24 protein-coding genes are annotated in these 24,942 nt (G+C 71.8%); 10 read left to right on the top strand and 14 right to left on the bottom strand.

Features of this window, described 5'->3' with window-relative positions:
• Window positions 1–134: 134 nt before the first annotated feature.
• The 3 genes from Ae505Ps2_RS04925 to Ae505Ps2_RS04935 form a co-directional block, all read right to left on the bottom strand.
• Window positions 135–821, bottom strand: coding sequence for a TetR/AcrR family transcriptional regulator (locus Ae505Ps2_RS04925; RefSeq protein ID WP_020627127.1), 687 nt, complete (start codon window positions 819–821; stop codon window positions 135–137).
• Window positions 822–920: 99 nt separating this feature from the next.
• Entirely contained in the window at window positions 921–2,381 is a 1,461-nt protein-coding gene (locus Ae505Ps2_RS04930; RefSeq protein WP_084786201.1) for an aldehyde dehydrogenase family protein, read from the bottom strand.
• Window positions 2,378–3,601, bottom strand: a complete 1,224-nt coding sequence (locus Ae505Ps2_RS04935; protein ID WP_075312699.1) for a cytochrome P450 — start codon at window positions 3,599–3,601, stop codon at window positions 2,378–2,380. The genes Ae505Ps2_RS04930 and Ae505Ps2_RS04935 overlap by 4 nt, the downstream gene beginning before the upstream one ends.
• Before the next feature lie 125 nt (window positions 3,602–3,726).
• On the opposite strand from Ae505Ps2_RS04935, the gene Ae505Ps2_RS04940 reads away from it, so the two are divergent.
• Complete coding sequence (locus Ae505Ps2_RS04940; RefSeq protein ID WP_075309734.1) at window positions 3,727–4,512, top strand: SDR family oxidoreductase; 786 nt, start codon at window positions 3,727–3,729, stop codon at window positions 4,510–4,512.
• A 48-nt stretch (window positions 4,513–4,560) separates the two neighbouring features.
• Here Ae505Ps2_RS04940 and Ae505Ps2_RS04945 read toward each other — a convergent pair whose 3' ends face one another.
• The 3 genes from Ae505Ps2_RS04945 to Ae505Ps2_RS04950 are packed head-to-tail and all read right to left on the bottom strand — an operon-like array spanning window position 4,561 to window position 6,355.
• Window positions 4,561–5,304 (bottom strand): ketopantoate reductase C-terminal domain-containing protein, encoded by a 744-nt coding sequence (locus Ae505Ps2_RS04945; RefSeq protein WP_083695343.1) that lies wholly within the window; start codon window positions 5,302–5,304, stop codon window positions 4,561–4,563.
• On the bottom strand, window positions 5,298–5,492 hold the full coding sequence (locus Ae505Ps2_RS30165) for a 2-dehydropantoate 2-reductase N-terminal domain-containing protein (protein ID WP_083695345.1): 195 nt from the start codon (window positions 5,490–5,492) through the stop codon (window positions 5,298–5,300). The genes Ae505Ps2_RS04945 and Ae505Ps2_RS30165 overlap by 7 nt, the downstream gene beginning before the upstream one ends.
• On the bottom strand, window positions 5,489–6,355 hold the full coding sequence (locus Ae505Ps2_RS04950) for a sulfurtransferase (RefSeq protein WP_075553442.1): 867 nt from the start codon (window positions 6,353–6,355) through the stop codon (window positions 5,489–5,491). Before Ae505Ps2_RS04950 ends, Ae505Ps2_RS30165 begins: the two co-directional genes overlap by 4 nt.
• A 168-nt stretch (window positions 6,356–6,523) precedes the next feature.
• Here Ae505Ps2_RS04950 and Ae505Ps2_RS04955 point away from each other — a divergent pair, with 168 nt between their 5' ends.
• Window positions 6,524–7,138, top strand: coding sequence for a CGNR zinc finger domain-containing protein (locus Ae505Ps2_RS04955; RefSeq protein ID WP_075309730.1), 615 nt, complete (start codon window positions 6,524–6,526; stop codon window positions 7,136–7,138).
• A 60-nt stretch (window positions 7,139–7,198) separates the two neighbouring features.
• Here Ae505Ps2_RS04955 and Ae505Ps2_RS04960 read toward each other — a convergent pair whose 3' ends face one another.
• Genes Ae505Ps2_RS04960 through Ae505Ps2_RS30170 form a run of 5 tightly spaced genes read right to left on the bottom strand, consistent with a single transcriptional unit; the run spans window position 7,199 to window position 11,025 of the window.
• Entirely contained in the window at window positions 7,199–7,912 is a 714-nt protein-coding gene (locus tag Ae505Ps2_RS04960; protein ID WP_075309728.1) for a flavin reductase family protein, read from the bottom strand.
• Complete coding sequence (locus Ae505Ps2_RS04965; RefSeq protein WP_075309726.1) at window positions 7,909–8,139, bottom strand: hypothetical protein; 231 nt, start codon at window positions 8,137–8,139, stop codon at window positions 7,909–7,911. The genes Ae505Ps2_RS04960 and Ae505Ps2_RS04965 overlap by 4 nt, the downstream gene beginning before the upstream one ends.
• Window positions 8,140–8,141: 2 nt before the next feature.
• Window positions 8,142–8,930, bottom strand: a complete 789-nt coding sequence (locus Ae505Ps2_RS04970; protein WP_075329709.1) for an enoyl-CoA hydratase/isomerase family protein — start codon at window positions 8,928–8,930, stop codon at window positions 8,142–8,144.
• Window positions 8,931–8,932: 2 nt separating this feature from the next.
• Window positions 8,933–9,853, bottom strand: coding sequence for an alpha/beta hydrolase (locus tag Ae505Ps2_RS04975; protein ID WP_075309722.1), 921 nt, complete (start codon window positions 9,851–9,853; stop codon window positions 8,933–8,935).
• Window positions 9,850–11,025 (bottom strand): alpha/beta hydrolase, encoded by a 1,176-nt coding sequence (locus Ae505Ps2_RS30170; protein ID WP_083695347.1) that lies wholly within the window; start codon window positions 11,023–11,025, stop codon window positions 9,850–9,852. The genes Ae505Ps2_RS04975 and Ae505Ps2_RS30170 overlap by 4 nt, the downstream gene beginning before the upstream one ends.
• A 304-nt stretch (window positions 11,026–11,329) precedes the next feature.
• On the opposite strand from Ae505Ps2_RS30170, the gene Ae505Ps2_RS04990 reads away from it, so the two are divergent.
• Together Ae505Ps2_RS04990 and Ae505Ps2_RS04995 are read left to right on the top strand one after the other, a co-directional pair.
• Window positions 11,330–12,541, top strand: coding sequence for a thiolase family protein (locus Ae505Ps2_RS04990; RefSeq protein ID WP_075553443.1), 1,212 nt, complete (start codon window positions 11,330–11,332; stop codon window positions 12,539–12,541).
• Entirely contained in the window at window positions 12,538–13,245 is a 708-nt protein-coding gene (locus Ae505Ps2_RS04995) for an SDR family oxidoreductase (protein ID WP_075333956.1), read from the top strand. The genes Ae505Ps2_RS04990 and Ae505Ps2_RS04995 overlap by 4 nt, the downstream gene beginning before the upstream one ends.
• Window positions 13,246–13,505: 260 nt before the next feature.
• Here the strand turns inward: Ae505Ps2_RS04995 and Ae505Ps2_RS30940 are convergent, their stop codons facing one another.
• Entirely contained in the window at window positions 13,506–13,997 is a 492-nt protein-coding gene (locus tag Ae505Ps2_RS30940) for a hypothetical protein (protein ID WP_139320129.1), read from the bottom strand.
• 398 nt (window positions 13,998–14,395) lie between these two features.
• On the opposite strand from Ae505Ps2_RS30940, the gene Ae505Ps2_RS05005 reads away from it, so the two are divergent.
• The 3 genes from Ae505Ps2_RS05005 (at window position 14,396) to Ae505Ps2_RS05015 (ending at window position 18,501) form a co-directional block, all read left to right on the top strand.
• Complete coding sequence (locus Ae505Ps2_RS05005; protein ID WP_075333957.1) at window positions 14,396–14,977, top strand: hypothetical protein; 582 nt, start codon at window positions 14,396–14,398, stop codon at window positions 14,975–14,977.
• A gap of 797 nt (window positions 14,978–15,774) precedes the next feature.
• Window positions 15,775–17,241: an aldehyde dehydrogenase family protein gene (locus tag Ae505Ps2_RS05010; protein ID WP_075553444.1), complete on the top strand. Its 1,467-nt coding sequence runs from the start codon at window positions 15,775–15,777 to the stop codon at window positions 17,239–17,241.
• A gap of 165 nt (window positions 17,242–17,406) precedes the next feature.
• Window positions 17,407–18,501: a haloacid dehalogenase-like hydrolase gene (locus Ae505Ps2_RS05015; RefSeq protein WP_020627136.1), complete on the top strand. Its 1,095-nt coding sequence runs from the start codon at window positions 17,407–17,409 to the stop codon at window positions 18,499–18,501.
• 12 nt (window positions 18,502–18,513) lie between these two features.
• Here Ae505Ps2_RS05015 and Ae505Ps2_RS05020 read toward each other — a convergent pair whose 3' ends face one another.
• Window positions 18,514–19,092 carry a TetR family transcriptional regulator gene (locus tag Ae505Ps2_RS05020; protein ID WP_020627137.1) on the bottom strand — a complete coding sequence of 193 codons (579 nt, stop codon included), beginning with the start codon at window positions 19,090–19,092 and terminating at the stop codon, window positions 18,514–18,516.
• Between the two features lie 166 nt (window positions 19,093–19,258).
• Between Ae505Ps2_RS05020 and Ae505Ps2_RS05025 the strand changes: the two genes are divergently transcribed.
• From Ae505Ps2_RS05025 to Ae505Ps2_RS05035, 3 genes are all read left to right on the top strand, one after another.
• The gene (locus Ae505Ps2_RS05025) at window positions 19,259–20,827 is read left to right on the top strand and encodes an amino acid permease (RefSeq protein ID WP_075333959.1); all 1,569 of its coding nucleotides are present in this window, start codon (window positions 19,259–19,261) and stop codon (window positions 20,825–20,827) included.
• Window positions 20,828–21,056: 229 nt separating this feature from the next.
• Window positions 21,057–22,736, top strand: coding sequence for a choline dehydrogenase (betA, locus tag Ae505Ps2_RS05030; protein ID WP_020627139.1), 1,680 nt, complete (start codon window positions 21,057–21,059; stop codon window positions 22,734–22,736).
• A 32-nt stretch (window positions 22,737–22,768) separates the two neighbouring features.
• Window positions 22,769–23,095: a bifunctional 3-phenylpropionate/cinnamic acid dioxygenase ferredoxin subunit gene (locus tag Ae505Ps2_RS05035; protein ID WP_075553445.1), complete on the top strand. Its 327-nt coding sequence runs from the start codon at window positions 22,769–22,771 to the stop codon at window positions 23,093–23,095.
• Window positions 23,096–24,015: 920 nt separating this feature from the next.
• Here the strand turns inward: Ae505Ps2_RS05035 and Ae505Ps2_RS05040 are convergent.
• Window positions 24,016–24,765 (bottom strand): GntR family transcriptional regulator, encoded by a 750-nt coding sequence (locus tag Ae505Ps2_RS05040; protein ID WP_170917012.1) that lies wholly within the window; start codon window positions 24,763–24,765, stop codon window positions 24,016–24,018.
• Window positions 24,766–24,942: the final 177 nt, after the last annotated feature.

Consider the following 24,942-nt stretch of genomic DNA (forward strand, 5'->3'; position numbering starts at 1 on the left):
TGCAATGTTCGTTCACATTACGACGAGCCGAAGGTACCGCGTGGGGCGTGCCCGGACAAGGTTCGGGCCGGTCCGGACACGCGTCGGCGCCCGGCCATGTGCGACCCGGCAGTCATCGGGTCGACCGGGGTGGGTCAGGACCCGGCGGGCGGACCCTCGTCGAGGATCGGGATGGAGCGGTGCCAGACCTCGGCGACGCCGCGGGCGAGCCGCTGCAGCTCCTCGGGGCGCGGGGCCCGTTCGGCCAGGCCGATGTGCACGTAGGCCATCTGCTCGACGGCCGAGCCGAGCACGTCGGCCAGCAGCCCGAAGTCGGTCTCCGCGATGCGTCCGGCGGCGTGCAGGCGACGCAGCCAGCCCGCGGTCCGTTCGACGAACGACGCGCGCTGGCGCAGCCAGAGCTCGGTGAAGCCCTCGTCGGACCGGATGGCCGCGGCCTCCCGCATGACCCGCAGCAGGTGCCGGTTGCGGGTGTAGGAGACCAGGTAGGCCGAGGTGAGCTCCTCCATCGTCGCCAGGTCCAGGCGGTCGCCGACGGTGCTGCGCCGGCTGGACTCGACGAGCGAGTCCAGGCCCGGCCGCAGCGCCTCCAGGAAGATCTCGTCCTTGCTGGTGAAGTGCCGGTAGAAGTTCCCCTGCGAGACCCCGGCCCGGTAGACGATGTCGGAGATCCGGGTACTGGTGTAGCCGTACTCGGCGAAGCAGTCGGCGGCGGCATCGATGAGCTGCCGGCGGGTCCGCATGCCCCGGGCGTTCTTGCCCCGGACCTGGCGCTGCGGGGCCTCCGGCGCGTCCTGCTGCGCGCTGTCCTGCTCGGCCACCCGACCTCCGGCCCCCTGTCGCGCCGCCCTGTACGCGGGCGCGAATGCGATAGTCGCGTCACTGTACCCACCGGGGCGGAGCCCCGGGCCGTGCGGCGGTCACCCGAGCAGGGAGACGAGCTCCACGTACTCGTCGATCCCGAACCGGCCCAGCTCCCGGCCCAGACCGGACCGACCCAGACCGCCGAAGGGCGCGTCGAGGCCGTCGCGGGTGCGGACGCCGTTGACCTTGACCTGGCCGGCCCGGATGCGACGCCCGACCGCGCGGGCCCGGTCCGGGTCGCCCGACCAGACGCCCGCGGCCAGGCCGTACTCGGTGTCGTTGGCCAGGCGGACCGCGTCGTCGCCGCCGCTGTGGGTGAGCACCGCGAGGACCGGGCCGAACACCTCTTCCCTGGCCAGCGCGGACCCCGGGTCGACGCCGGTGAACACGGTCGGGCGGTGGTAGTGCCCCTCGGGCAGGTCGGGGTCGGGCTCACTGCCGCCGACGAGCAGGCGGGCACCGTCGGCACGCGCCCGGTCGACGTGCCCGCGCACCGACCGCAGCTGCCGTTCGCTCACCAGCGGGCCGAGATCGGTCCCGGCGTCCCAGGGGTCGCCGACCGTCAGCGCCCGGACCGCGGTGACGAGCAGGTCGCAGACCTCGTCGTGCCGGTGTGCGGGCACGAGCAGCCGGGTGAGGGCGTTGCAGGCCTGCCCGGAGTTGAAGAACGCCTGCGCCACGGCCGCAGGCACTGCCCGGTCGAACGGGGCGTCGTCGAGGAGCACGTTGGCCGACTTGCCTCCGAGCTCGAGACAGACCCGGGTGATGCCGGGCGCGGCGAGCTCGGCGACCCGGGCACCGGACGGGCCGCTGCCGGTCAGCGAGACGACCGCGACCCGTGGATCGCGCACCAACGCCTCGCCGACCACCGGCCCCGTGCCGGTGACGAGGTTCAGCACACCCGGCGGGACTCCCGCCTCCTCGGCCAGCCCGACCAGGGCGAACGCGGTCAGGGGCGCCACCTCGCTGGGCTTGAGCACCACGGTGCAGCCCGCGACCAGTGCGGGCCCGACCTTCGCCGCGATCTGGTGCAGGGGCATGTTCCACGGCGTGATGGCGACGACCACCCCGGCCGGCACCCGCAGCACCTCGCCCGCGGCGACCGGCTCGGACCACGGGTGGGACAGCGCCGCGTCGGCGGTCAGGTGCAGCACCCTGGCGGGCACCGCGACCTGCGCGGGCCCGGCCAGGTGGTACGGCATCCCGACCTCGGTGGTGACGACACCGGCCAGGTCGTCGGTGTGCGCGGCGAGCAGGTCCCCGAGGGCGCGGACGATCTCCGCGCGGCGGGCCACCGGGGTGTCGGCCCACGCGGGGCCCGCCGCAACGGCGGCGGTCACGGCGCGCCCCGCGTCCTCGGCGGTGCCCCCGCCGACGTGGGCGACGGTCGCGCCGGTGGCGGGGGACCCGACAGCGATCGGCGCCCCGCCGGCCTCGACCCACTTGCCACCGATGCGGTGGGAGAGCCGGTCGACGACCAGGTGCGCACCCGGCCGGATGCCCGGGGCCGCGGTCATCCCTGCGTCACCCGCACGGGCAGCCGCTTGATCCCGTGGAACCAGTTGGACAGCAGGCGGTCGGGCTCGGCGAGCGGCTCGATCCGGATCCCGCGGGCCAGGACCTGCTCGTAGAAGACCCTGGTCTCCATCCGCGCCAGGTGGGCCCCGAGGCAGTAGTGCGGGCCCGCGCCGAACCCGAGGTGCCGGTTCGGCTTGCGGTCCAGGCGGAACTCCTCCGGTGCGTCGAACACGCGCTCGTCGCGGTTGGCGGCGGCGAACCACAGCACGAGCTTCTCCCCGGCCCGCACGGTCTGCCCGTGCAGCTCGACGTCCTCGGTGGCGGTGCGGCGCATGTGCACCACCGGGGACACCCAGCGGACCATCTCCTCGATGCCCGACCGCAGCAGCGGTGCGCCGCCGACACGCAGCTCGTCCCACCGCCCGTGTTCCGACAGCGCCGCGACCGAGCCGGAGAGCAGGTTGCGGGTGGTCTCGTTCCCGGCGACGGTCAGCACCATGTAGTACGGGTTGAGCCACTCCTGGGTGAGCGGCTCCCCCTTCGGCGTGGCCCGGGTCAGCGTGCTGACGATGTCGTCGGCCGGGCAGGCCCGTCGCTGCTCGGTGAGGTCGGCGTAGTACGCGAACAGCTCGTCGCGCGCCCGCGCCGCCGTCTCCGGGCCCGCGGAGTACTCCGGGTCCTCGCTGGAGGACTCGTTGGTCCAGCGCAGCAGCAGGTCCGCGTCCTCGACCGGCACCCCCAGCATCGGCGCGAACACCAGCAGGGGCAGCCGCGAGGCGATGACCTCGACGAAGTCGAACTCGCCGAGCTCGAGCGCCTCGTCGAGCAGCGCGCCGGTGACCTCCTCGACGCGCGCCGCCAGCCGCTCCACCGCCCGCGGGGTGAAGGTGGAGGTCAGGACCCGGCGGAACGGCACGTGGTCGGGGGCGTCCATGTTGTGGATCTGGCGCGGGCCGTTCCCCTCGGCACGCCGGTCCGGGATCTGGGTGCCCTGGCCGTTGCCGAAACGGTCGGCGTCCTTGGCGACGGCCTCGACGTCGGCGTACCGGGTCACCGACCAGAACCCCTCCCCCTCGCCGGGGCCGGGGTTCCAGTGCAGCGGGGCCCCGTCGCGCAGGACGCGGAACATCTCCGGGTCCCGTCCGGCGGCGAACACGCCCGCGTCGAGCAGGTCGACGCCGCGCACCCCACCGACGGGGCACTCTGTCGAGGCGGCCATGGCGATCTCCATCCCGTACCGACGTCCGGTCCGACTGTGGACCAGTTTTGCGAACGAGACTATACATAAACTCCGAGCCCGCGGAAGCCGCGCCGATCGCATCCGCCACGACCTCGAGGAGCCCCATGACCACCGACCCAGCCGGTGTCCGCCGGTTCGTCGTCACCGGTGCCGGATCGGGCATCGGCGCGGCGCTCACCGACCGGCTCGTCACGTCCGGGCACCAGGTCGTCGCCCTCGACCGCGCGGTCTCCGGGGTCCCGGACGGAGCCGAGCCGCTCGTCTGCGACCTCACCGACCCGGCCGCGGTCGAGGCGGCGGTGGCGGCGGTCCGCGCCACGGGCCCGCTGCACGGGGTGGCCGCCGTCGCGGGGGTGCCCGGGAGCGTCCCGCCGCCGGTCGTGCACGCGGTCAACGTGGTCGGGCTCCGCCGGGTGGTCGGGGCACTGACCCCGCTGCTGGCCCCCGGCTCCGCGGTGGTGCTGCTGTCGTCGATGGCCGGGTACCGGGGCACCGCGACCCCGGACGAGCTCGACCGCTACCTCGCGCTCGACGACGACGACCTGCAGGCCGCGCTGGAGGCCACCGCACTCGACGGTCCCGGCGCGTACCAGCTGTCCAAGCAGGTGGTCCACGCCCTCGCCGTCGACCTGGCGGCGACGCTGCACCCACGCGGTGTCCGGGCGGTGAGCGTCAGCCCCGGCCCGGTCGAGACCCCGATCCTGGTCGACTTCCGGGCGACGATGCCCACCCTCGACGAGGCGAGCCGGCTGGTCGGGCGCAACGCGCGCGCCGAGGAGGTGGCCGCCGTGGTCGAGTTCGTGCTGTCGCCCGCGGCCTCCTGGCTGAACGGGATCGACCTGCGCCTCGACGGCGGGCTCACCGCCCTGCGGGCGCGCGCCGTCCGCTGAGGTGACGCGCCGTCTGCGAACGCGATGCACCTGGGAGTGGGACGCCGCTCAGCCCGCCGGCCGCGGCTCACGGCCGAGCCGCAGGCGCACCCGCGCCGCGTCGAGCAGCGGCGAGGCGAGCCCTCGGCGTCGGGCGAGGGCCGCGAGCTCGTCGAGAACCTCGACCTCCACCGGTCGCCCGGCCCACAGCTCGCGGGTCATCGACGGCACGAACCCCGAGCTCGGATCGGAGAGACCGCGCACGAGCGCTGCGGGGTCGCCGGCGTGGCCGTCGGCCCCGGCGACGGCGGAGAGCTCGGTGACCACGGCGTCGACGAGGCCCGGTCCACCCGGGGCCGCCGCGACGTCCCCCACCCGGGCGCCGCCCAGACACGTCAGCACCGTGCTCGCGGCGATGAAGACCCACTTCGCCCACATCGCGGAACGGATGTCCTCGACGACGCGCACCGCGATCCCGTCCACGGAGAGTTCGCGGCGGACCGCCTCGACCGCGGGGTCCTCGCCCGGGGCTCCCGGACGTCCGAGCTCCAGCGTGGCGCCGACCGCCTGTTCGACGATCACGCCGTGCGGCAACAGGGTGGCCGCCAGCCGGGCGGTCGCCCCGAGCACCGCTCCGGCACCGAAGGCATCGACCAGCGTGTCCAGGTGCGCCATCCCGTTGAGCAGCGGCACGATCTGGGTGTGCGGTCCCACCGCGGCGGCGACGTCCTTCACCGCGTCCGGCAGCGCGTTGCCGCGCACCGCCACGACGACCAGGTCGTACGGGGAGCGCAGCTCGTCGGCGGTCACCACGGACGGGAGCAGGTGGGAGTGGGTCGCCCCGTCGACCCCGCGGATCTGCAGCCCTCGAGGGACAGCCGGTCGGCGGTGGCCGGGCGGGTCAGGAAGGTGACCTCGCGGCCCGCGGCGAGCAGACGCGCACCGAGGTAGCCGCCGGTCGCACCGGCGCCGAGCACCAGGGTCCTCATCGGCGTCGTCACGCCCGGGACGGAGCGACGGCGGAGCCCCGCTCGTCGCCGGTCTGGACGGGCACCCCGACGAGCGAGCCGTATTCGGTCCAGGACCCGTCGTAGTTCTTCACCCCGGGGTGGTCGAGGAGCTCGTGCAGGGCGAACCAGGTGTGCGAGGAGCGCTCGCCGATGCGGCAGTAGGTGATGACCCTGGTGTCGCGGTCGATGCCCGCACCCCCGTAGAGCGCCCGCAGGTCGTCGTCGGACCTGAACGTGCCGTCCTCGGCGACCGCGCGGCTCCACGGGATGTTCACCGCCCCCGGGATGTGCCCGCCACGCTGGGCCTGCTCCTGGGGGAGGTGCGCGGGGGCCAGCAGACGACCGGCGTACTCCTCGGGCGAACGGATGTCGATCAGCGACGCCGTTCCGATCGCGTCGACGACCTCGTCGCGGAAGGCTCGGATCGAGCGGTCCTGTTCACCCGCGGTGTAGGTCGTCCGCGGGCGCGCCGGCACGGAGGTGTCGAGCCTGCGCCCGTCGAGCTCCCACTTCTTGCGGCCGCCGTCGAGCAGTCTCACCGCCGGGTGGCCGTAGAGCGTGAAGTACCAGTAGGCGTAGGCGGCGAACCAGTTGTTGTTGCCGCCGTAGAGCACCACCGTGTCGTCGTTCGCGATTCCCTTGGCCGAGAGCAGCGCCTCGAAGCCGGCCCGGTCGACGACGTCGCGACGGACCTGGTCCTGCAGCTCGGTCCTCCAGTCGATCCGGACGGCACCGGGGATGTGCCCGCCGTCGTAGACGGTGGTGTCCTCGTCGACCTCGACGAACACCACACCGGGCGTGCCGAGGTTCTCCTCCGCCCGGTCGGCGGTGATCAGGGCGTCCTGGCGGCTCATGGCTCAGCTCCACTCGTATCGACTTAAACAAACAGCTTTAGCTTACGTCTGTGTTGAGACAACCTTAAGCCCATGACAGCTAGTTCTGCCCCTCGAATGCGAGGATGACGATGCACGCGTTCCCTACTCGCCTACGTCGTAGTGGGCGCGCTGCGCTAGACTCGTGCCATGCCCTGGACCGCCACGTCGCGTTACGACACCGCCGTCGCCGACGGCGGCCTGGCCCTGGTGCAGGACCTGCTGAACACCATCCCGGCAGGACGCCCTCGTCAGCCGGATCTGCTCGGGGAGCTCGACAGCGCGCGGACCTGGCTCGACTCGGCGCTGTCGGACTGGACCGCGACCACCGGCCGGTCCCTGCCGTCGGCGGTGCTCGACGACCGGGGCCTGGAGGAGCTGCAGGCACTGCGCGCCGACCTGCGGGCCGTGGTCTCCGCACCGGATCGGGGTCAGGGCGCGGCCGAGGACGAGTACCTGCGCAGCGCCTCGGTCGGCCTGGTGCTGGCCGCCGACGGCTCGGTGGTCCTGCGCCCGCGCGGGCAGGGGTGGCGCACCGTGGTGGGCCAGTTCCTCATCGAGGTGCTCGAGGCCCAGCGCGCCGACAGCTGGCGCCGGCTCAAGACCTGCCGCAACGAACGGTGTGCGGTCGCGTTCTACGACCGGTCCCGCAACAACAGCGGCGCCTGGCACGACGTGCGGGTCTGCGGGAACGCGGTGAACCTGCGCGCTTCCAGGGCACGGCGGCGCGCGGCGCTGGAGGCGGCCGACGCCGAGCGCGGCTGACGGCACGCCCCGGCCGTCGGCACCCGCGCGGCATCCGGGCCGCCGGCTCCCGGTGGCCCGTCAGCCCTCGGTGCGCACCGAGCCCGACGGTGACCAGGCGTCGGTCCCGATCGGGCTGAAGGTGGTGTCGTGCTCGTCGAGCCGGCGCATCCGTCCGCCGCGGCCGCGGAGCACGGCGTCGTCGAGCGGCGTGGTGAAGACGTTCTCGACCAGCGTGTACTCGGCGGCGAGGCGGCCCACGGGCGCCAGCGCCGCGGTGTCGACCCGGCCGCGGTCGAGGTACAGGTCGTCACGCAGGTGCACCCGTTCGACGACACCCCACACGACGTGGTCGTCGAGGTCGCCGACCGGGATGATCCGGTCGACTCGACATTCGAAGTGGATGGGGGCGTCGCGGACCCGGGGGGCCGCCACGACCTCCGAGGGCGCCTTGGCGAGTCCGACGGCCTCGAACTCGTCCACCTCGGGAGCGAACTCGTGGGCGGTGCGGTGCATCTGGTGGGCCTGGGGCAGGGAGACCAGGTTGGTGACGAACTCGCCGGTGTCACGGATGTTGGTGAAGGTGTCCTTGAGCTCACCGGTGCTGCGGGGCTGCATGGTCAGCGACACCATCGGCGGCCTGCGCCCGACCGCGGTGAAGAAGGAGATGGGCGCGAGGTTGGCGACGCCGTCGGTCGAGACGGTGCTGACCCACGCGATCGCCCGGGGCACGATGCTGCCGATGAGCAGCTTGTAGGCCTCGGTGGCGTCCAGCTCGGCGGTGTCAATGATCATGTACGGGTCTCCGTCGGGAATGCGGCGCGGGCGGAGCCCCGGAGCGCGCCGGGGTTGATCCGGTCCGGGTGCCGGGTGCGCATGGCCTGGTAGAGCTCGAGCGCGCTGCCGATGAGCGTGATCGCGATGGGTGACCAGACCCGGACGTCGAGGTCGGGCGGCAGGTCGGTGATCGCGGTGGGGATCGACGGGCTGACGTGGACGTCGACGTGCAGGAGATCGGTCATCGTCAGCGTCCCTCGAACGACATCACCGGGCGCGGGCGGCCGGCGTGCAGGGCCTCGACGGCGGTGGGGATCGCCATCCGGGTGTCGGCGCTGTCGAACAGCGGGATCGCGACGTCGAAGATCGCCTCGTCGGCCGCGGCGACGCCGCCGACGGCCCAGGTCCGCAGGAGGCTCTTGTGCGCCGCATGGGCGAGCGTGGGACCGGCGGCGAACCGGGCGGCGAGCGCGGCGGCCTCGTCGTGGAGGGTCTCGTCGTCCACCACCCGGTCGACGACGCCGAACCGCTCCATCTCCGCGGCGGGGACCTGCTCGGAGGTCAGCGCCCAGCGCATCGCCCGGGAGCGGCCGGCCCGCTCGGCGATCCGGTAGACCCCGCCGAGCAGGGTGACGATGGCGATCGACTGTTCCGGGTGGCCGAACCGGGCGGAGCGGCCGGCGACGATCAGGTCGGCGCGGACGGCGAGCTCGAGCCCGCCGCCGAAGCACAGGCCCTGCACCGCGGCGACCGTGGGGAGCGGAAGGCGTTCGAAGCGGTTGAACGTCTGCAGGAAGTGCTCGAAGTGCGCGCGCATCTCACGGCGGCCCCAGTGGGGCCAGGGCTCGATGTCGCCACCGAAGCTGAAGTCGGGACCGTCGGCGCGCAGGACCACGGCGCGGGCGTCGCCGGCGGCGATCTCGGTGAGCGCGGCGTCGAGCTCGTCGACCATGGTGGTGCCGATGCGGTTCTGTGGCGGGTTGTGCAGCACCAGCGTCGCGACGCCGTCGGCGATGGTGACGGACACGTGGGACATCGTCAGTCCTTCCGGGGAGCGAGATGGTCGGCGAACCAGGTGCGGGCGGCGCCGCACGCGGCGTCGAACCCGGCGAGGTAGGGGTCGAAGTGGCCGCCGGGGACCAGCACCAGACGCTTGGGTTCCCGCGCGCGTTCGTAGGCCGCCAGCGCCGTGTCGGTGAGGGTGACGGTGTCGTCGGTGGCGACGACCATCAGCAGGGGCGTCGGGCTGACCCGGTCGACGTACACGCCGGGCTCGTAGGTGGTCGCGGCGAGCGTGGAGCGGACCGTCACCTCGTTGGCCCAGACCCCGGCGGGCACGTCCTGCAGGTAGAACGCCACGGCGTCGGGGGCGCGGTAGGAGGCCGGCGTGTCGGGGTCGGTCGAGACGATCGCGCGGCGCGCCACCGGCCGGCCTGCCGCACGGGCGCGTTCGTCGTCGAGCAGGCCGGCGTGGAAGGCGGGGAGGTCCTCCGGCCGGACCCGGCGACGGGTCTGCTCGGCCCCGCTGATGGTGGGGACCTGCGCGACCACCGCGCGGAGCCGGGGGTCGGTCGCCCCGAGGACCAGGGCGTGCCCGCCGGCGTAGCTGGTGCCCCAGAGTCCGAGGCGGCCGGCGTCGACCTCGGGGCGGGACTCGAGGAAGGACAGGGCCCGTCGCCAGTCGGCGATCTGGGTCCAGGGGTCGACGTCCTGGCGGGGCACCCCGCCGCTGGCACCGAACCCGCGGTGGTCGTGGAGCAGGACGGCGTGGCCGTCGGCGGCGAAGGCCTCGGCGAACCGCTCGATGCCGTGGTGGCGGGTGCCGGCGTAGCCGTGGGCCATCGAGATCGCCGAGTGCGGCCCGGGTCCGTCGGGCAGGTGGAGCCAGGCCCGCAGCACGGTGCCGTCGTCGGCGACGAACTCGACGTCCTCGCGCCGGAACCCGTTGCCGGTGCTCATGCGCGGTGGAAACGGCCGCGCTCGATGCGGCCCTCGAGGCGCCGGCCGAGCTCGTCGGAGAACCGCAGTGCGCCGTCGAGGGGCCGGTGGTGGATGGCGATCTCGACGTGTCGGCCGTCCTCGTCGGCCACCAGCCGGGTGACGCCGCTGACCTCGGTCCCGTCGTGCAGCGTGGCGTCCCACTCGAGGTAGGTCCGCGCACCGTGGCGTGCCTCGTGGGTGAACACCAGGGACGTGTAGATGCCGCTCGCCGCACCCATCACCGCCGCGACGTCGTCGCGGCCCTCCACCGGTGTCCGCAGCACCGAGGCACGCAACACCACGTCCGGTGCGAGCGCCTCGGTGAAGGCGGTCGCGCTGTGCCGCGCGAAAGCCCTCGTCCAGCCCTGCTCGGACACGCCGTGGGCGGTGTTGCCGCCCCCGCTCCCCCGGGTCGGGCCGGAGACGCGGTCCACGAGCTCGTCGAGGTAGGCCGCCACCGTCCCGGGGCGCTCGACGTGGGGCCAGTGGCCCGCGTCGGCCACGGTGGCCGCCGACGCGTGCGGGAACCGCGCCAGGACGTGGGTGTCGAGGAGCTCGGCGGTGATGAACGGATCCCGTCCGCCGCGCAGGACGACGACGGGAGCGGTGACCTCCGACGGTGCCGTACCCGCAGGGTCCCCGTCGTTCCACGCGTCGACGGTGGCCGAGCACGCCTCGGCGGTGATCCGCTTCCCGGCCGCGGCGAGCCGGTCGAGCTCCGCCGGGGGAAACGCGTCGGAGAGCCGGCTGCGCACGGCGCGCTGCGCGTCGGCGTCGCCGCCGAGGGCCGTGAACGGCGCCAGGGCGTCGGCCGGGAGCCGGGTACCGGCGAGCGGGACCGGTGCGACGAGGAGCAACCCGGCGACACGGTCCGGCCGCTGCCTCGCGACGAGCTCGACGATCTGGGCCCCGAGGCTCTGGCCCACCAGGACCAGGGGCCCGGTCGTGCTGTCGACGAGGTCGACGACGTCGGACGTGTGCCGGGCGAGTGTGTAGGGGCCGGCCGCGTCAGGACGTCCGGCCATGCCTGCCAGCTCGGCGACGACGGTGGGCGATCGGCGCGTCCGGGAGTCGAGCACGGGATCCCACACCGCGCCGTCGTCGAGGAAGCCGTGCACGACGAGCGTGGTCACGGACGTGCTCTGCGTCATCGCCGAACCTCGTTCCGATGGTGGGGGTGGTCCGGACCGACCACCCTCGTCCGTTCAGCATAGTCGTTTTTGTTTCGACTATGTCAAATGTCCTCACCCATCACGCTCCCCAGCGAACGCGAGCGATGGAGGAGCGGACAGACGGGTCCAATCGCCGCCCCTCCCCGTCGACCGAGGTCGCCGACACCGACCACCACCCGCGGCTGCTGGCAGAAGCACCTCACCGTCCGCCGCACAGACGCTGCTTGACCCGGCCGGTACGACGGGGCACGATACGGACCGATCGGTCCACCGGAGGAGAGCCATGAGAGACGCAGTCATCATCGAAACGGTCAGAACACCTCTGGCCAAGGGCAAGGCCGACGGCGCCTACGCCGGGGTGCACCCGGTGGAGCTGCATGCACACGTACTACGGGCGCTGGTCGATCGCGCACAGCTCGATCCGGCGGAGATCGACGACGTCATCGGTGGAGCCGTCGGGCAGGTGGGCGAGCAGAGCGGCAACACGACCAGGTTCGCCACGCTCGCCGCGGGGTTCCCCGAATCGGTGCCGGGCACCACCGTGGACCGGCAGTGCGGGTCGAGCCAGCAGGCCCTGTCGTTCGCCGCACAGGGTGTCGTCGCCGATGCGTACGACATCGCGATCGCGTCCGGGGTGGAGTCGATGTCCCGCATCCCGATCGGCAGCCAGACCCGCGTCGACGGAGTCGCCCAGGACGTGTCCGGGCCGTCGGTCGCCGCCCGCTACGCACCGGGACTGATCCCTCAGGGCGTGAGTGCCGAACTCATCGCCCGCCGGTGGGGGTTCTCGCGCAGCCAGCTCGACGAGTTCGCCCTGACCAGCCACCAGCGGGCCGCCGCGGCCTGGGCCGACGGGCGATTCGCCCGCGAGGTCGTCCCGCTCAAGACCACCGGCCCCGACGGGACCGTCGGTCAGCTGGAGACCGACGAGACGATCCGGCCGGGCACGACGGCCGAGGCGCTCGCCGCGCTGCGCACCCCCTTCGCCGACCCGCGGTGGACCGAGCGCTTCGGCGCCATCGACTGGACCGTCACCGCCGGCAACGCCAGCCCGTACAACGACGGCGCCGCCGCACTGCTCGTGACCACCTCCGAGATCGCCGCCGCGCACGGCTGGACCCCGCGGGCCCGCGTCCACACCGCGACCGTCACCGGCGACGACCCTGTCCACATGCTCACCGGCATCATCCCGGCGACGGCGAAGGTGCTCGCGCGCGCCGGGCTCTCGCTGGACGACATCGACGCCTTCGAGGTCAACGAGGCGTTCGCCTCGGTCGTGCTGGCCTGGCTCGCCGAGACCGGCGCGGACCCCGCGAAGGTCAACGTGAACGGCGGCGCGATCTCCATCGGCCACCCGCTCGGGGCCAGCGGCGCCCGACTGGCCACGACCCTGGTCGGGGTGCTCGAGCAGACCGGCGGGCGCTACGGCCTGCAGACCATGTGCGAAGCCGGTGGCACCGCGAACGCCACCATCGTCGAGCGGATCGTCCGATGATCGTCTCCGGGGCCAACGCGCTGGTCACCGGCGCCAACCGTGGCCTGGGCGCGGCGCTGGTCACCGAGCTGCTCGCCCGCGGAGCGGGCACGGTCTACGCCGCCACCCGCGACCCGCGCAGCCTGCGGCACGAGGATCCCCGGATGGTCCCGCTGCGCCTCGACGTCACCGACTCCGTGACGATCCACGAGGCCGCGCAACGCGCCGGTGACGTGGACCTGGTCATCAACAACGCCGGGGTCAGCGGGGCGGGATCGCTGCTGCACGCCGATCCCGAACGCGCCCGGGCCGAGATGGAGACCAACTTCTGGGGGCCGGTGGCAGTGACCCGGGCCTTCGCGCCGGTGCTGGCACGCCGGGGTGGCGGCGCCCTGGTGACCGTCCTCTCCGCCCTGTCCTGGGCTGCTCTGCCGTTCGCAGGGTCCTACGCGGCGACCAAGGCGGCCGCGTGGTCGTTCACCAACGGCGCACGGGCCGAGCTGCGGAGCCAGGGCACACAGGTGGTCGGAGTGCACCTGGGGTTCATGGACACGGACATGGTCGCCGACCTCGACGTCGCGAAGGTCGCCGCACCCGAGGTCGCCCGCGCCATCCTCGACGGCGTCGCAGCCGGTGACGAGGAAGTGCTGGTCGACGACCCCAGCCGCGCCCTGAAGGCGGCGCTCGCCGGCTCGCCGGCCGGCCTGGAGATCACTGCCGGGTGACCGCAGGTGCCCGGGCGGCGGACGACACACGACCGCCGCCCGGGCGCCGAGCCCGCCCGAGCGGCCGGGGTGGCGACCGGCCAGCGCCCGGCCGCCTGCGGCACCGTGGGCGGGTCGCCGGCCCCTGTTCACCAGGAGCGCAGCCATCAGGGACTGTTCCAGCGGCGGACCGAGCCGGAGTCTGCCGTCGCCATCTGGGTCCGGGAATTGCCGAGCATCTCCGCCCAGATCATGATCGGACCCGGCGTACTGATCGAAGGTCAGGATCGATCGCGTCGGCGTTGCACCACCACGACGCTCCCCACAACCGCGGACACCACCACAATGATGATTACTCGGTTCAGGACGTCGTTCGTCAGGGTGGTGAGAACCACACAAGCGGTCACCCACACGACCAGAAGCGCGGTCCGATTCGGATCTCGCGGCGCATCGGGCATCGGGGCCCCCTTCGGAGATGCTGACACCGCTGGCACACCGGCAGATCGGTCGTGCCAGCGTACTCCGGCGGCATCGACCGCAAAGAACGTTCCTTCCCGCAGCCGCGGTTCGGTCACGATGATCCCGGCCGGCCGACGGGCGCTGAACGGCCTGTTCTCGACACGGCCTGCTCTCGATCCGTACTGCGGAGAACAGAGCTCCGCACTGGCGAGCACCCCGCCCGCGACGGTCGGCGTCGTGGCGATGACCATGCCGGCGAGGTCGTGCGGACGATTCTCGTCGTCGATGTCGGCATTCGTCGCGGCTGGACCCACGCCCGGGGTTCTTCCTCGTTGCGTCGCGAATGGGATGAAAGCGTCGACCCGTCCGCCGCGAGCCGGACCCGCTCGCACCACGCATGACTCCACGTCGCGCGCCGCAGGATCGAGGATCCGAGCGTTTCCGCTGTTCGGACCTGGAGCCGGAGGTCGGGATCGAACCGACGACCTACCGCTTACAAGTTGGTCTCGCCGCTGAACGCGAGCCTCCTACCTGCAGCAGCAGCCACGGATCAGAGTGCCTCGGCAACCCCCAGCAACGCCGCCCGACCGTGGTTCGCACCTCCGGTGATGCCATGCGTCGTCGCGGCCTCGCCCCCGGGTCAGCCCCTGCGATGACATCGCTCATTCAGGCGCGGCACCACCGACTCACGTTGGCGCGATCATCAACAGTGATGATCGACGTTAACGCCCAGCTGCTCTCGATCGTCTTCACCGGTGCCATCGACACGGGGGCGCGAAACCCGGGAGAGACCGTGAAGAAGATCAGCAGCCGCACCGCCGTCCTCGTCGGGGTTCCCCTCGGCCTCCTGCTCGCAGGCGGGATCGCCTTCGCGATCGTCGTTCTCACCACGGTCATCGGCGGCACGACCGGATTCGCAGACTCCACCGCCTCCGCCCGCGTCGCGAGTGCCACCGGCACCAAGTCCTCGGCGGACTGCTCCAACGTCACCGTCGACGGCTCCACCGTGACCGTCAACCCCTTGGTGTCACGCACACTCGTCGAGGGCAAGACCGCCGAGGTGCTCCCGGGCTACTGCACCGTCACCATCCGACTCGAGAACACCGGACAGGTGCCGCTCACCTCCTCGCGCTGGGTGTCGGAGAAGACCCCGACCGGCTGGTCCATCACCCAGCCCTACAGCTCCGCCGTCACCATCGACCCCGGCCAGTCCGCGGCTGTCCAGCTGTCCGTGAGCGCGGACTCCACGGCCGCCGCCGGGATCATCGCGGGCCGCATCGTCTCGGCAACCTGATACAGCGAGCCGGTTCGACGACGACGTGCGTGGCCTGCTGCGCGACATCGATCCCGCAGTATCGGTGGCCCCGCTTGATGCTGAGCGTCGCTGGCGGCAGTCTGCGCGAGGCCCAAGGTCCCGCCGACCAGGCGGCCTGCCGACTCGCGCCGGCCGCAGGCCGACGGCACCCGCCCTCGACGCAGACACATAGCCGCAGGCTTGACCGGTGCGGCCGCGGCCGCGATCGCCGCGGTCGTCGTCGGTGTCACGACCCGCACCACCACCCACCAGGCCCGTCGCGGCCGTGTGCAGCCCACCCACCCCCGCGCAGTTCGCTGCTCCGGCCACCATCGCGCTACGCGGCACCGTCGTCGAGGTCGGAACCGACCGGGTCACTGTCGACGGCGACGACATCCTGCGCGGAGACCCACCGTCACAGATCACCGTTACCGGCCCCGCCGACGGATCCAGCGAGCTCGGCATCGGACAACTACGACCCGGGCGAGTCCTGTTGCTGGCCGCGAACGCCACCGGCACCCTGATCACCTGCACCGCCAGCGGCCCGTCCACCCCTGAGCTCGAGACGCTCTACATTGCGGCATTCCCCAGCGCTGACATCACCAGCGCTGGGGCAACAGAGTTCGCTGGCGGCCCGTCTCGAGCTGCGGTCACGTCCGGGGGCCCGGGAGCAGACCCGAGGCCCGGAGGCTGCCCCGGCTCTGAACCGGGTCGCCCTACGTCGCGAAATCTGTACATATGTACGCAAATACTGTACAAGTGAACTCATAGTGGCGAATGCAGCTGGAGGAACACGGATGAAGGACCTGTACATCGACGGAACCTGGGTCGAGCCAGCCCAGCCGAACGAGCTCGAGGTTCTCGACCCGTCCGACGCCTCACTGCTGCGCACCGTAGCCGTCGCCGGCCCCGAGGACGTCGAGGCGGCCGTGACCGCCGCCCGGCGCGCATTCGACACGGGTCCATGGCGTTCCACCGCCGCCCGCGAGCGCGGCGAGATCCTGCGCCGCATCGCCGGCCTGCTGCAGCGCGACCGCGAGGAGTTCGCCCGCGTCGAGTCACTCGACACCGGCAAGACCCTGGAGGAGGGCCGGATCGACGTCGACGACGTCACCGCCGTCTTCCGGCACTACGCCGACGTCGCCGCCCAGGACCACGGCCGACTGGTCGACGCCGGGAGCGGCGACATCGTCAGCCGGATCGTGCACGAGCCGGTCGGCGTCTGCGCACTGATCGCCCCGTGGAACTACCCGCTGCTGCAGATGTCGTGGAAGATCGCTCCCGCGCTCGCCGCCGGGAACACGATCGTCATGAAGCCCAGCGAGGTCACCCCGCTCACCACCCTGCTGTTCACCGGCCTGGTCGACGAGCTCGGGCTCCCGCCCGGCGTGGTCAACCTGCTGCTCGGCCCCGGGGCGACGGGTGCGGCGATGGTCGAGCACCCCGGCGTCGACCTGATCTCCTTCACCGGCGGGCTCGCCACCGGCGAGAAGATCATGGCCGCCGCGGCGACGGGTGTCCGGCGGGTCGCCCTCGAGCTGGGCGGCAAGAACCCGAACGTCGTGTTCGCCGACGCCGACTTCGAGGCCGCGGTCGACAACGCGATCGCCGCCGCGTTCTTCCACTCCGGCCAGGTGTGCTCGGCCGGCGCCCGGCTCGTCGTCCAGGACACGATCCACGACGAGTTCGTCGCCGAGCTCGCGCGCCGCGCGGAGCGGGTGCGACTGGGCAACGGTCTGACCGAAGGCACCGAGGTCGGCCCGTTGGTCTCGGCCGCGCATCGAGAGAAGGTGGAGGGCTTCGTCGCGGCCACCCTCGCCGAAGGAGCGGTACTGCGCGCCGGGGGCCGTCGCCCGGAGGACCCCGACCTGGACCGCGGGTTCTTCTACCGCCCCACCGTGCTGGACGGCTGCGACCGCACGATGACCGCCGTGCGCCACGAGGTCTTCGGCCCGGTCGTCACGGTCGAGACCTTCTCCACCGAGGACGAGGCGGTCGCGATCGCCAACGACACCGACTACGGCCTGGCCGGCGCGGTGTGGACCTCCGACGCGTCGCGGGCCCAGCGGGTAGCGGGACAACTGCGCCACGGCACGATCTGGATCAACGACTACCACCCCTACCTGCCGCAGGCCGAGTGGGGCGGCTTCGGGAAGTCCGGTGTCGGCCGGGAGCTCGGCACTGCCGGGCTCGACGAGTACCGCGAGGCCAAGCACATCTACCAGAACCTCAGGCCCGCCCCAACCGGCTGGTTCCACGGCTGAACCGCCCGGGCCCCGCCCGTCGCACGACATCCGGAGCGGTGCCTGATCACGATGAGTAGTTCTTACGGACATCAGTCCACATTCGGTCTACATATGTCCCAACACAGGTGTGGTCGGCGCCACCGTCACTGACGCCGACCGCCCGTCGGGACCCGAGGAGTCGTCGTGCGACCATCCGTCCGCTCCACTCTCACCGCAGCCGCCGCAGCGCTCCTGACCCTCCTGGCCGGGTGCTCCAACGGCACCGGCGGCCAGGCCGCACCGGCCCAGGACCGCCCGGCGGCCACGGCCTGGGGGGCCGAGCTCGACGCTGTCGTCGACGCGGCCCCGCCCGGGTCGTTCGCAGTGTTCGACGCCGACAACACCCTGTGGGACAACGACCTCACGGAGGCACTCCTCGCCCGGCTGGACCAGAAGCGGGTCCTCGTCTTCGACCGGCTGGACCCGGTCCTCCGGCCGATCCCGCTCGCGCCGGACGAGAGCCTCTACGGCTACTACCTCCGCGTCTGCGTCACCCTCGGCGACGACGCCTGTTACTACTGGATCGCCGCGGCGTTCTCGGGTGTCCCGATCGCGACGCTGCGGTCCGAGGCCGCGGCGATGATGGCCGAGCAGAAGCCGATCCCGGTGACCTACACCGAGGACGGGAAGCTCACCAAGGGCACGGTGGCACCGCCGAGGATCATGCCCGCCCAGCGGGCACTGCTGACCTCGCTACGCCAGCGCGGCATCAAGGTCTGGGCCGTCACGGCCGCCAACGAGGAGATCGCCCGTGCGGTGCTGACCGATCCGCGCAACGGGCTCGGGTTCGCACCGACCGACGTGTTCGGTGTCGAGTTCCTGGTCCGGGACCCGAAGTCCGGCGCGGTGGTCAATACCCACCAGCTGATGGACGAGGGCAAGTACCTGACCGGCGCCTACCCGCAGGAAGTGCACGACCGCAGCGTCATCACCCCGCTGCTGGTCGAGAACCCGTGGTACGTCGGCAAGCAGGCCACGATCGAGCGGCACATCTCGGCCTACCGCAAGCCGATCCTCGTCGCCGGGGACGCCCGCAGCGACTGGTCCATGCTGTTCCACGTCAACACCTCCACCGCGACCTCCGGGATCCGGCTGTGGGTCGACAAGGGCTCGCCGGGAGTGGAGGAGCTGCAGGCCGAGCAGCAGGATCGCGCCCGGCAGCAGCGCGAGGCGGGCGTACCCGTGGACGCCGACCGCGGCTGGGTCGTCCGCACCCAGGAACAGCTCCTCGGCGGCTGACTTCGGCAGGCCTCAGCCAGCCCCCGGCCCCTCGATCGCCCGGCGGGCCACCGCCAGGACCTGCGAGCGTGACGGGGCCGGATCGGCTAGCGAGCCCTGCAGGACGTAGCCGCAGAACAGCGCGGCGAGCATTCGGCCGGTGAGGCCGTCGGTCCGCGATGCGAATATCCCCACCAGCGCCTCGTCCCAGTCGGCGCTGGCCGAGCGCAGGTGCGGATGGTGCAGGGCCGCGACGTAGAGGTCGTACTCCGCGACCGTCGCCCGGTGGGCCTCGTCGATCTGGCGGGAGACCAGCTCGGCCCACTCGGCGGCGAAGTCCACGTCACCGGGGAGCGCGAGCACCCAGTCACGCAGCTGCTCGACGTTGCGACGCGACGCCTCGTGCAGAGCGGCCTCGAGAAGGTCGTCGAGGGTCTTGAAGTGGTACGTCGTGGACCCGACCGGCACCTCGGCCGCCGCGGCCACCGCCCGATGAGTGAGCCCGGACAGCCCCCGCTCGGCCACCACCCACATCGCTGCCTCGGCGATCCGGTCACGCCGGCCCGGATCGTTCGGACCCCGCTTCCCGGCCCGCGTCCTCGCCGTCACCATCCGCTCTCCCTGTCCGTGTTCGTCACACGATCGTGATCTGCGCGACCACCACGGCGCCTCACCCTAGTCCACCTTATGCGTACAAGCGTCCACAAAAACGAGACGAAAGATCCGAATTCGCTCCACATCACCCCGCCACACCTCCGAATGACAGGGAGTTCTCCACGTGAGCACCACGGAACCGGGGCGGCCCGCCGCCTCCGCCGCGCAGGGCTCGTCGGGGACCGAGTCCGACGACGCACTCGCCGAGTTCGGCTACCAGGCGACCCTCGAGCGCAGCATCGGCAAGTTCGCCAGCTTCGCCGCCGGGGTCAGCTACATCTCGATCCTCACCGGCACCTTCCAGCTGTTCTACTTCGGCTTCGCCAACGGCGGGCCCGCCTACTGGTGGTCCTGGCCGATGGTCTTCATCGGTCAGCTGATGGTGGCGCTCTGCTTCGCCGAGCTCGCCGGCCGCTATCCGGTCGCGGGTTCGGTCTACAACTGGTCCAAGCGCCTCGCGCCACAGGCCGTGTCCTGGCTGGCCGGCTGGATGATGTTCACCGCCTCGGTGGTCACCCTGGCCGCGGTCGCCCTCGCGATGCAGGTGACGCTGCCGCAGATCTGGTCGGGCTTCCAGCTGTGGGGCGACGGGAACGGCCCGTACGACTTCGGCGTGAGCGCCGTGCTGTGGGGCGCGGTGCTGATCCTGTTCACCACGTTGGTGAACGCGTTCGGGGTGAAGCTGATGGCGCGGATCAACTCCACCGGGGTGTTCATCGAGCTGGTCGCGGCGGTGCTGATCGTGATCGTGCTGGCGTTCAACGTCGTCAACCCGCCGAGCGTGCTGCTCGACACCAGCGGATTCGGCGACGGCGTCCCCGGCGGCTACGTCGGGTCCTTCCTGCTCGCGGCGATCGCCTCGGCCTATGTCATGTACGGCTTCGACACCGCGAGCTCGCTGGGCGAGGAGACCGTCGACCCGCGCCGCACCGCGCCGTCAGCGATCCTGCGGGCGGTCATCGCGTCGTTCGTCATCGGTGGGCTCATCCTGCTGTTCGGCATCCTCGCCGCACGCGACCTGCACGACCCGGCCCTGGGCGAGAGCTCCGGCGGCCTTCAGCTGATCATCCTGCAGACCCTCGGCGGCCCGCTGGGCGTCGTGTTCCTGGGTGCCATCGTCGTCGCGATCCTGGTCTGCTCGCTGGCGGTGCACACTGCCGCGATCCGTCTGATGTTCGCCATGGCCCGCGACAACGCGCTGCCCGGCGGCACGAGCCTGGCCCGTATCCACCCGCGGTTCCGGACCCCTGTGCTGCCCGCGGTGCTGATCGGGGTCGGCTCGGTGCTGATCCTCGTGCTCAACATCGGCACCCCGGAGATCTTCACCGCCGTCACCAGCGTCGCGATCATCATGATCTATCTGGCCTACCTGCTGGTGACCGTCCCGATGCTGGTCCGGCGCGTGCGCGGGGGCTGGCCGGGTCCCGGCGCGCGGACCTCGGGCTACTTCACCCTCGGCCGATTCGGCTTGCCGGTGAATCTGCTTGCCGTCCTGTGGGGGGCCGGGATGGCGGTCAATCTCGCCTGGCCGCGCGCGGAGGTCTACGGCGAAGGCGTGCTGCGCTTTGTCGCGTTCCTGTTCATCGGCGCCGTCGCCGGGCTCGGCCTGCTCTGGTACAGCCTGAGGGGGCGGCACCGGATCGGCACACTGCCAGAGCACGCGGCCCGCCTCACGCCGGACGAGGCCTCCTGAGCCTCCGGCGCCACCCCATGACGACGCCCCGCACCGCTCCGGTGCAGGGCGTCGTCGCAGTTCAGGACAGCGCCTCTTTTTACCCGGACGCAACCCATGTACACACGTACATAGTTAGTGTACTTCTGTACTCATAACCGGATCGGTCGAAGGAGCCCGGAGCGTGACGCCAGCGTCCGCCGGCCCGCCCCGACGGCCCGGCCCCCTGCGAGCGCACCTGGAGCACCTCGTGAGCAGCCAGCAGCACTACGACTTCGTGATCGTCGGCGGCGGCTCGGCCGGCAGCGCCCTGGCCCACCGACTGTCGGCGGACCCGTCGAACTCGGTCCTGGTCCTTGAGGCCGGGCGCCCGGACTACCCGTGGGACGTGTTCATCCACATGCCCGCCGCGCTGACCTTCCCGATCGGCAGCCGCTTCTATGACTGGGGCTACCGCAGCGAGCCCGAACCTCACATGCACCGCCGGCGCGTCTACCACGCCCGCGGCAAGGTCCTCGGCGGCAGCTCCAGCATCAACGGCATGATCTTCCAGCGGGGCAACCCGATGGACTACGAGCGCTGGGCCGCCGACCCGGGCATGCAGGACTGGGACTACGCGCACTGCCTGCCCTACTTCCAGCGCATGGAGAACTGCCTCGCCGACGCACCTGACGGGCAGTGGCGCGGCCACAGCGGCCCACTGGAGCTGGAGCGTGGCCCGGCCACCAACCCGCTGTTCCAGGCGTTCTTCGCCGCCGCTGACGAGGCGGGCTACGGACGCACCGACGACGTCAACGGCTACCGCCAGGAGGGCTTCGGGCCCTTCGACCGCAACGTCCGCCGCGGCCGCAGGCTCTCCGCCGCCGGCGCCTACCTGCGGCCCGCCATGCGCCGGCCCAACCTCACCGTCATGACCCGCGCGCACGTCAACCAGGTGCTGTTCGATGGCGACCGCGCGATCGGTGTCGAGTACCAACGCGGCCGCAAGGCCCCGCAGGAGGTCTACGGCTCAGAGATCATCCTGTGCGGCGGCGCGATCAACACCCCGCAGCTGTTGCAGCTGTCCGGCGTCGGCAACGCCGCCGAGCTGTCCCAGCTGGGCATCGACGTCGTCGCCGACCTTCCCGGCGTCGGCGAGAACTTGCAGGACCATCTCGAGGTCTACATCCAGTACGCCTGTACGCAGCCAGTGTCGATGATGCCGTCCCTGGCCACCTGGAAGCGGCCGTGGATCGGCGCGCAGTGGCTGTTCGGCCGCACCGGCCCGGCCGCGACCAACCACTTCGAGGGCGGCGGGTTCGCCCGCAGCAACGACCGGGTCGAGTACCCGAACCTGATGTTCCACTTCCTGCCCGTCGCGATCCGCTACGACGGCAGCGCCGCCGCCGCGAAGCACGGTTACCAGGTCCACGTCGGCCCGATGTACGCCGACACCCGCGGCACCGTGAAGGTCACCTCGCGCGACCCTCAGGTGCACCCCGCGATCAAGTTCAACTACCTGTCCACCGAGACCGACCGCCGCGAGTGGGTCGAGGCCGTGCGGGTGGCCCGAGAGATCCTCAACCAGCCCGCAATGGCGCCGTTCAACGGAGGAGAACTCTCCCCCGGCCCGTCGGTCAGCACCGACGAGGAGATCCTCGACTGGGTCGCGAAGGACGCCGAGACCGCCCTTCACCCCTCCTGCACCGCGAAGATGGGCACCGACCCGCTGTCGGTCGTCGACCCCAGCTCGATGCGAGTGCACGGCCTACAGGGCCTGCGCGTCGTCGACGCCTCGGTCATGCCCTACGTCACCAACGGCAACATCTACGCCCCGGTGATGATGACGGCCGAGAAGTCGGCCGACCTGATCCTCGGCAACACGCCGCTCGCGCCGATCACGACGCCGTTCTACCGCCACGAGCCGTCCCCGGCGGCCGAGCACTCCTGACGACCCGTCCCCACCACCACCCGGGAGTTCCCGTGTTCCGTGTCTGCTCCATGGACGACATCCCCGACGGCGAGGGCTTGCGGGTCCTCGGCCCCGTCCCGCTCGCGGTCTTCGCGGTCGACGGTGAGGTGTTCGTTCTCGACGACACCTGCAGCCACCAGGCCGCCTCTCTGTCCGACGGCTACCTCGAGGGCTGCTGGATCGAGTGCCCGCTGCACGAAGCGGCGTTCTCCCTGCGCACCGGCGAGCCGAGCGGCCCACCGGCCAAGCGACCGGTGCGGACCTACCCAGCGATGGTGTCCGACGGCGTCGTGTACGCCGAGGTTGCCGTAGCGGTCACCGAGGACGAGCTCGTCTGAACGCACGGTGTCGGGGTCGAGCTGCGCCACCTTCACCGTGCCCGACCAGGGGTCGGATGTGGTTCCTCACCCACCCGCTGTACAGCGTCTTCCTGGACCGGCCGGGCGCGCACGGCCTCGGCTCTCGCCTCGGCATCGGGCCCGGCCGGTACGACCTCCACCAACCGGTGCTTCTTCTTCGTGACCGGGTCGGTACCGGCGCGCACCCGTCGCGCGCCGCCGGGTAGGACGTCGATCACTCCCGAAGGCTCCGTCTGGGCTGGTCGCGAGAGATCGGCACAGGGTCACGACAGGCGCTCGGTGGGTCATCACAGGGGTCGCGCGGGCAACTCGATCGAGAGCTTCCCGAGAGAACTCCCTGGTCGGACCTGGAGCCGGAGGTCGGGATCGAACCGACGACCTACCGCTTACAAGTTCTGTTCTTCGCCGTACCGAGGGGGTCCAGTCCGACCAACCGGCAGGTCAGCGAGTCATCAGCAACGACAGCGATGCCGCGTACCGAGCCGAACTGAGACGGGATCTGAGACGGACCGATGATCATCGGTATAGCGGATCGGGGGCGCTAGACCTAGCACCCCTCGCTAGCGCCTCGAACCCCGCCGGACCAGCTCGCTAGCGGTCTAGCACCCGCACCGGGCGTCGGCCAGTTCGAGCCCCCAGAGGACGTCTTGCCTGCCCTCTGGCCGCGACGAGCGCGGTCGCCAGTGAGGTCGGTTCGGTACCCCCCGCCACCTCCGTAGCCGGGGAAGGCTCGGGCCCGCAGTGGCGCCAGTCCCGCCAGTCCCGCCAGGCTGGGAGCCGTCGGCGGGACAGGCGCCACTGGACGGCATCGCGCCGCCGTCGGGCGCTGGAACAGGCCGGGGGGGTGGTGCCACCTCGCTCTCCCTTGACGCGCCGTCCTGCACGAACGGGGGCCGGCGTCAGGCCGTTGCGTCCGGATCGGGCTGGAGCCCGACGGGGACGGCGTAGGAGAAGGTGTATCGGTCCGCGCTGACGACGATGTCCGCCGTCTCGACTGCGAGTTCGTCAGCGTAGTAGGTCCGCTCGACCGCCATCACCGGGACGCCGGCTGGCACCTGTAGAGCTTCCTGTTCGTACGGTCGCGGTGAGCGGGCCTGCACGTCCTCGACGACGTGCGTGATCCGGACCCCGATGAGGTCCATCCGCCCGACGACGCCGGTCGTCGGCCCGGTCTCCGGGGACTCGATAGGCGTGCCTTCGGTGATCGCGAGCGGCTCGTACGACGTCGAGAGCATCACCGGCATCTCGTCGGCGAAGAACCGGTAGCTCGTGCGCATCACCGGGTCACCGGCCGCGATGCCGAGCCGTTCCCCGACCGACTGGCTCGCGGTGGTGCGCCGTGACTGGTACTCCCACTCGGGTCGCTGGCCGGCCACCCGGGCCGCCGTCGCGAACGGTGACGACGTCGCTCGATGGCGGTAGCGGTTGCCGACCACCCGTCGCCTTCGGGGCTGCTGCTCACGCACGAAGGAGCCGCTTCCCCGCTGGGAGACGACGAGGCCCTCGTTGCGGAGCACTTCGACGGCCTGGCGGACGACGATCCGGGAGACCCCGTAGTCGGCCATCAGCTCGGCCTCGGTCGGGAGCTTGTCGCTGCTCCGCAAGACCCCATCCGTGATCTGGCGCCGGACATCGTCCGCGATCTGCACGTAGGCCGGGCGGCCGGTGTAGCGAGCCATGCGGAGGGGGCCTCCTCGTCTACTTCAAAAGCAGGTTGTCCTGCCGAGTACATCATGCACCCAAGTGCCCGCTGACCAGCGCGTAGCGCGGCCACCCAACCTTCGCTTGCGCTCAGTTGTCATAGTTGTTATAACTTTTCTCCGTCA

The organism is Pseudonocardia sp. Ae505_Ps2 (assembly GCF_001932425.1).
In the GTDB taxonomy this organism is placed as follows: domain Bacteria; phylum Actinomycetota; class Actinomycetes; order Mycobacteriales; family Pseudonocardiaceae; genus Pseudonocardia.

What these genes read in the sequence shown, in the direction of transcription:
- Ae505Ps2_RS04930 (WP_084786201.1), bottom strand. Translation starts at nt 2,381, where the DNA reads ATGACCGCGGCCCCGGGCATCCGGCCGGGTGCGCACCTGGTCGTCGAC.
- Ae505Ps2_RS04935 (WP_075312699.1), bottom strand. Translation starts at nt 3,601, where the DNA reads ATGGCCGCCTCGACAGAGTGCCCCGTCGGTGGGGTGCGCGGCGTCGAC.
- Ae505Ps2_RS04940 (WP_075309734.1), top strand. Translation starts at nt 3,727, where the DNA reads ATGACCACCGACCCAGCCGGTGTCCGCCGGTTCGTCGTCACCGGTGCC.
- Ae505Ps2_RS04950 (WP_075553442.1), bottom strand. Translation starts at nt 6,355, where the DNA reads ATGAGCCGCCAGGACGCCCTGATCACCGCCGACCGGGCGGAGGAGAAC.
- Ae505Ps2_RS04955 (WP_075309730.1), top strand. Translation starts at nt 6,524, where the DNA reads ATGCCCTGGACCGCCACGTCGCGTTACGACACCGCCGTCGCCGACGGC.
- Ae505Ps2_RS04960 (WP_075309728.1), bottom strand. Translation starts at nt 7,912, where the DNA reads ATGATCATTGACACCGCCGAGCTGGACGCCACCGAGGCCTACAAGCTG.
- Ae505Ps2_RS04965 (WP_075309726.1), bottom strand. Translation starts at nt 8,139, where the DNA reads ATGACCGATCTCCTGCACGTCGACGTCCACGTCAGCCCGTCGATCCCC.
- Ae505Ps2_RS04970 (WP_075329709.1), bottom strand. Translation starts at nt 8,930, where the DNA reads ATGTCCCACGTGTCCGTCACCATCGCCGACGGCGTCGCGACGCTGGTG.
- Ae505Ps2_RS04975 (WP_075309722.1), bottom strand. Translation starts at nt 9,853, where the DNA reads ATGAGCACCGGCAACGGGTTCCGGCGCGAGGACGTCGAGTTCGTCGCC.
- Ae505Ps2_RS30170 (WP_083695347.1), bottom strand. Translation starts at nt 11,025, where the DNA reads ATGACGCAGAGCACGTCCGTGACCACGCTCGTCGTGCACGGCTTCCTC.
- Ae505Ps2_RS04990 (WP_075553443.1), top strand. Translation starts at nt 11,330, where the DNA reads ATGAGAGACGCAGTCATCATCGAAACGGTCAGAACACCTCTGGCCAAG.
- Ae505Ps2_RS04995 (WP_075333956.1), top strand. Translation starts at nt 12,538, where the DNA reads ATGATCGTCTCCGGGGCCAACGCGCTGGTCACCGGCGCCAACCGTGGC.
- Ae505Ps2_RS05005 (WP_075333957.1), top strand. Translation starts at nt 14,396, where the DNA reads ATGATCGACGTTAACGCCCAGCTGCTCTCGATCGTCTTCACCGGTGCC.
- Ae505Ps2_RS05010 (WP_075553444.1), top strand. Translation starts at nt 15,775, where the DNA reads ATGAAGGACCTGTACATCGACGGAACCTGGGTCGAGCCAGCCCAGCCG.
- Ae505Ps2_RS05020 (WP_020627137.1), bottom strand. Translation starts at nt 19,092, where the DNA reads ATGGTGACGGCGAGGACGCGGGCCGGGAAGCGGGGTCCGAACGATCCG.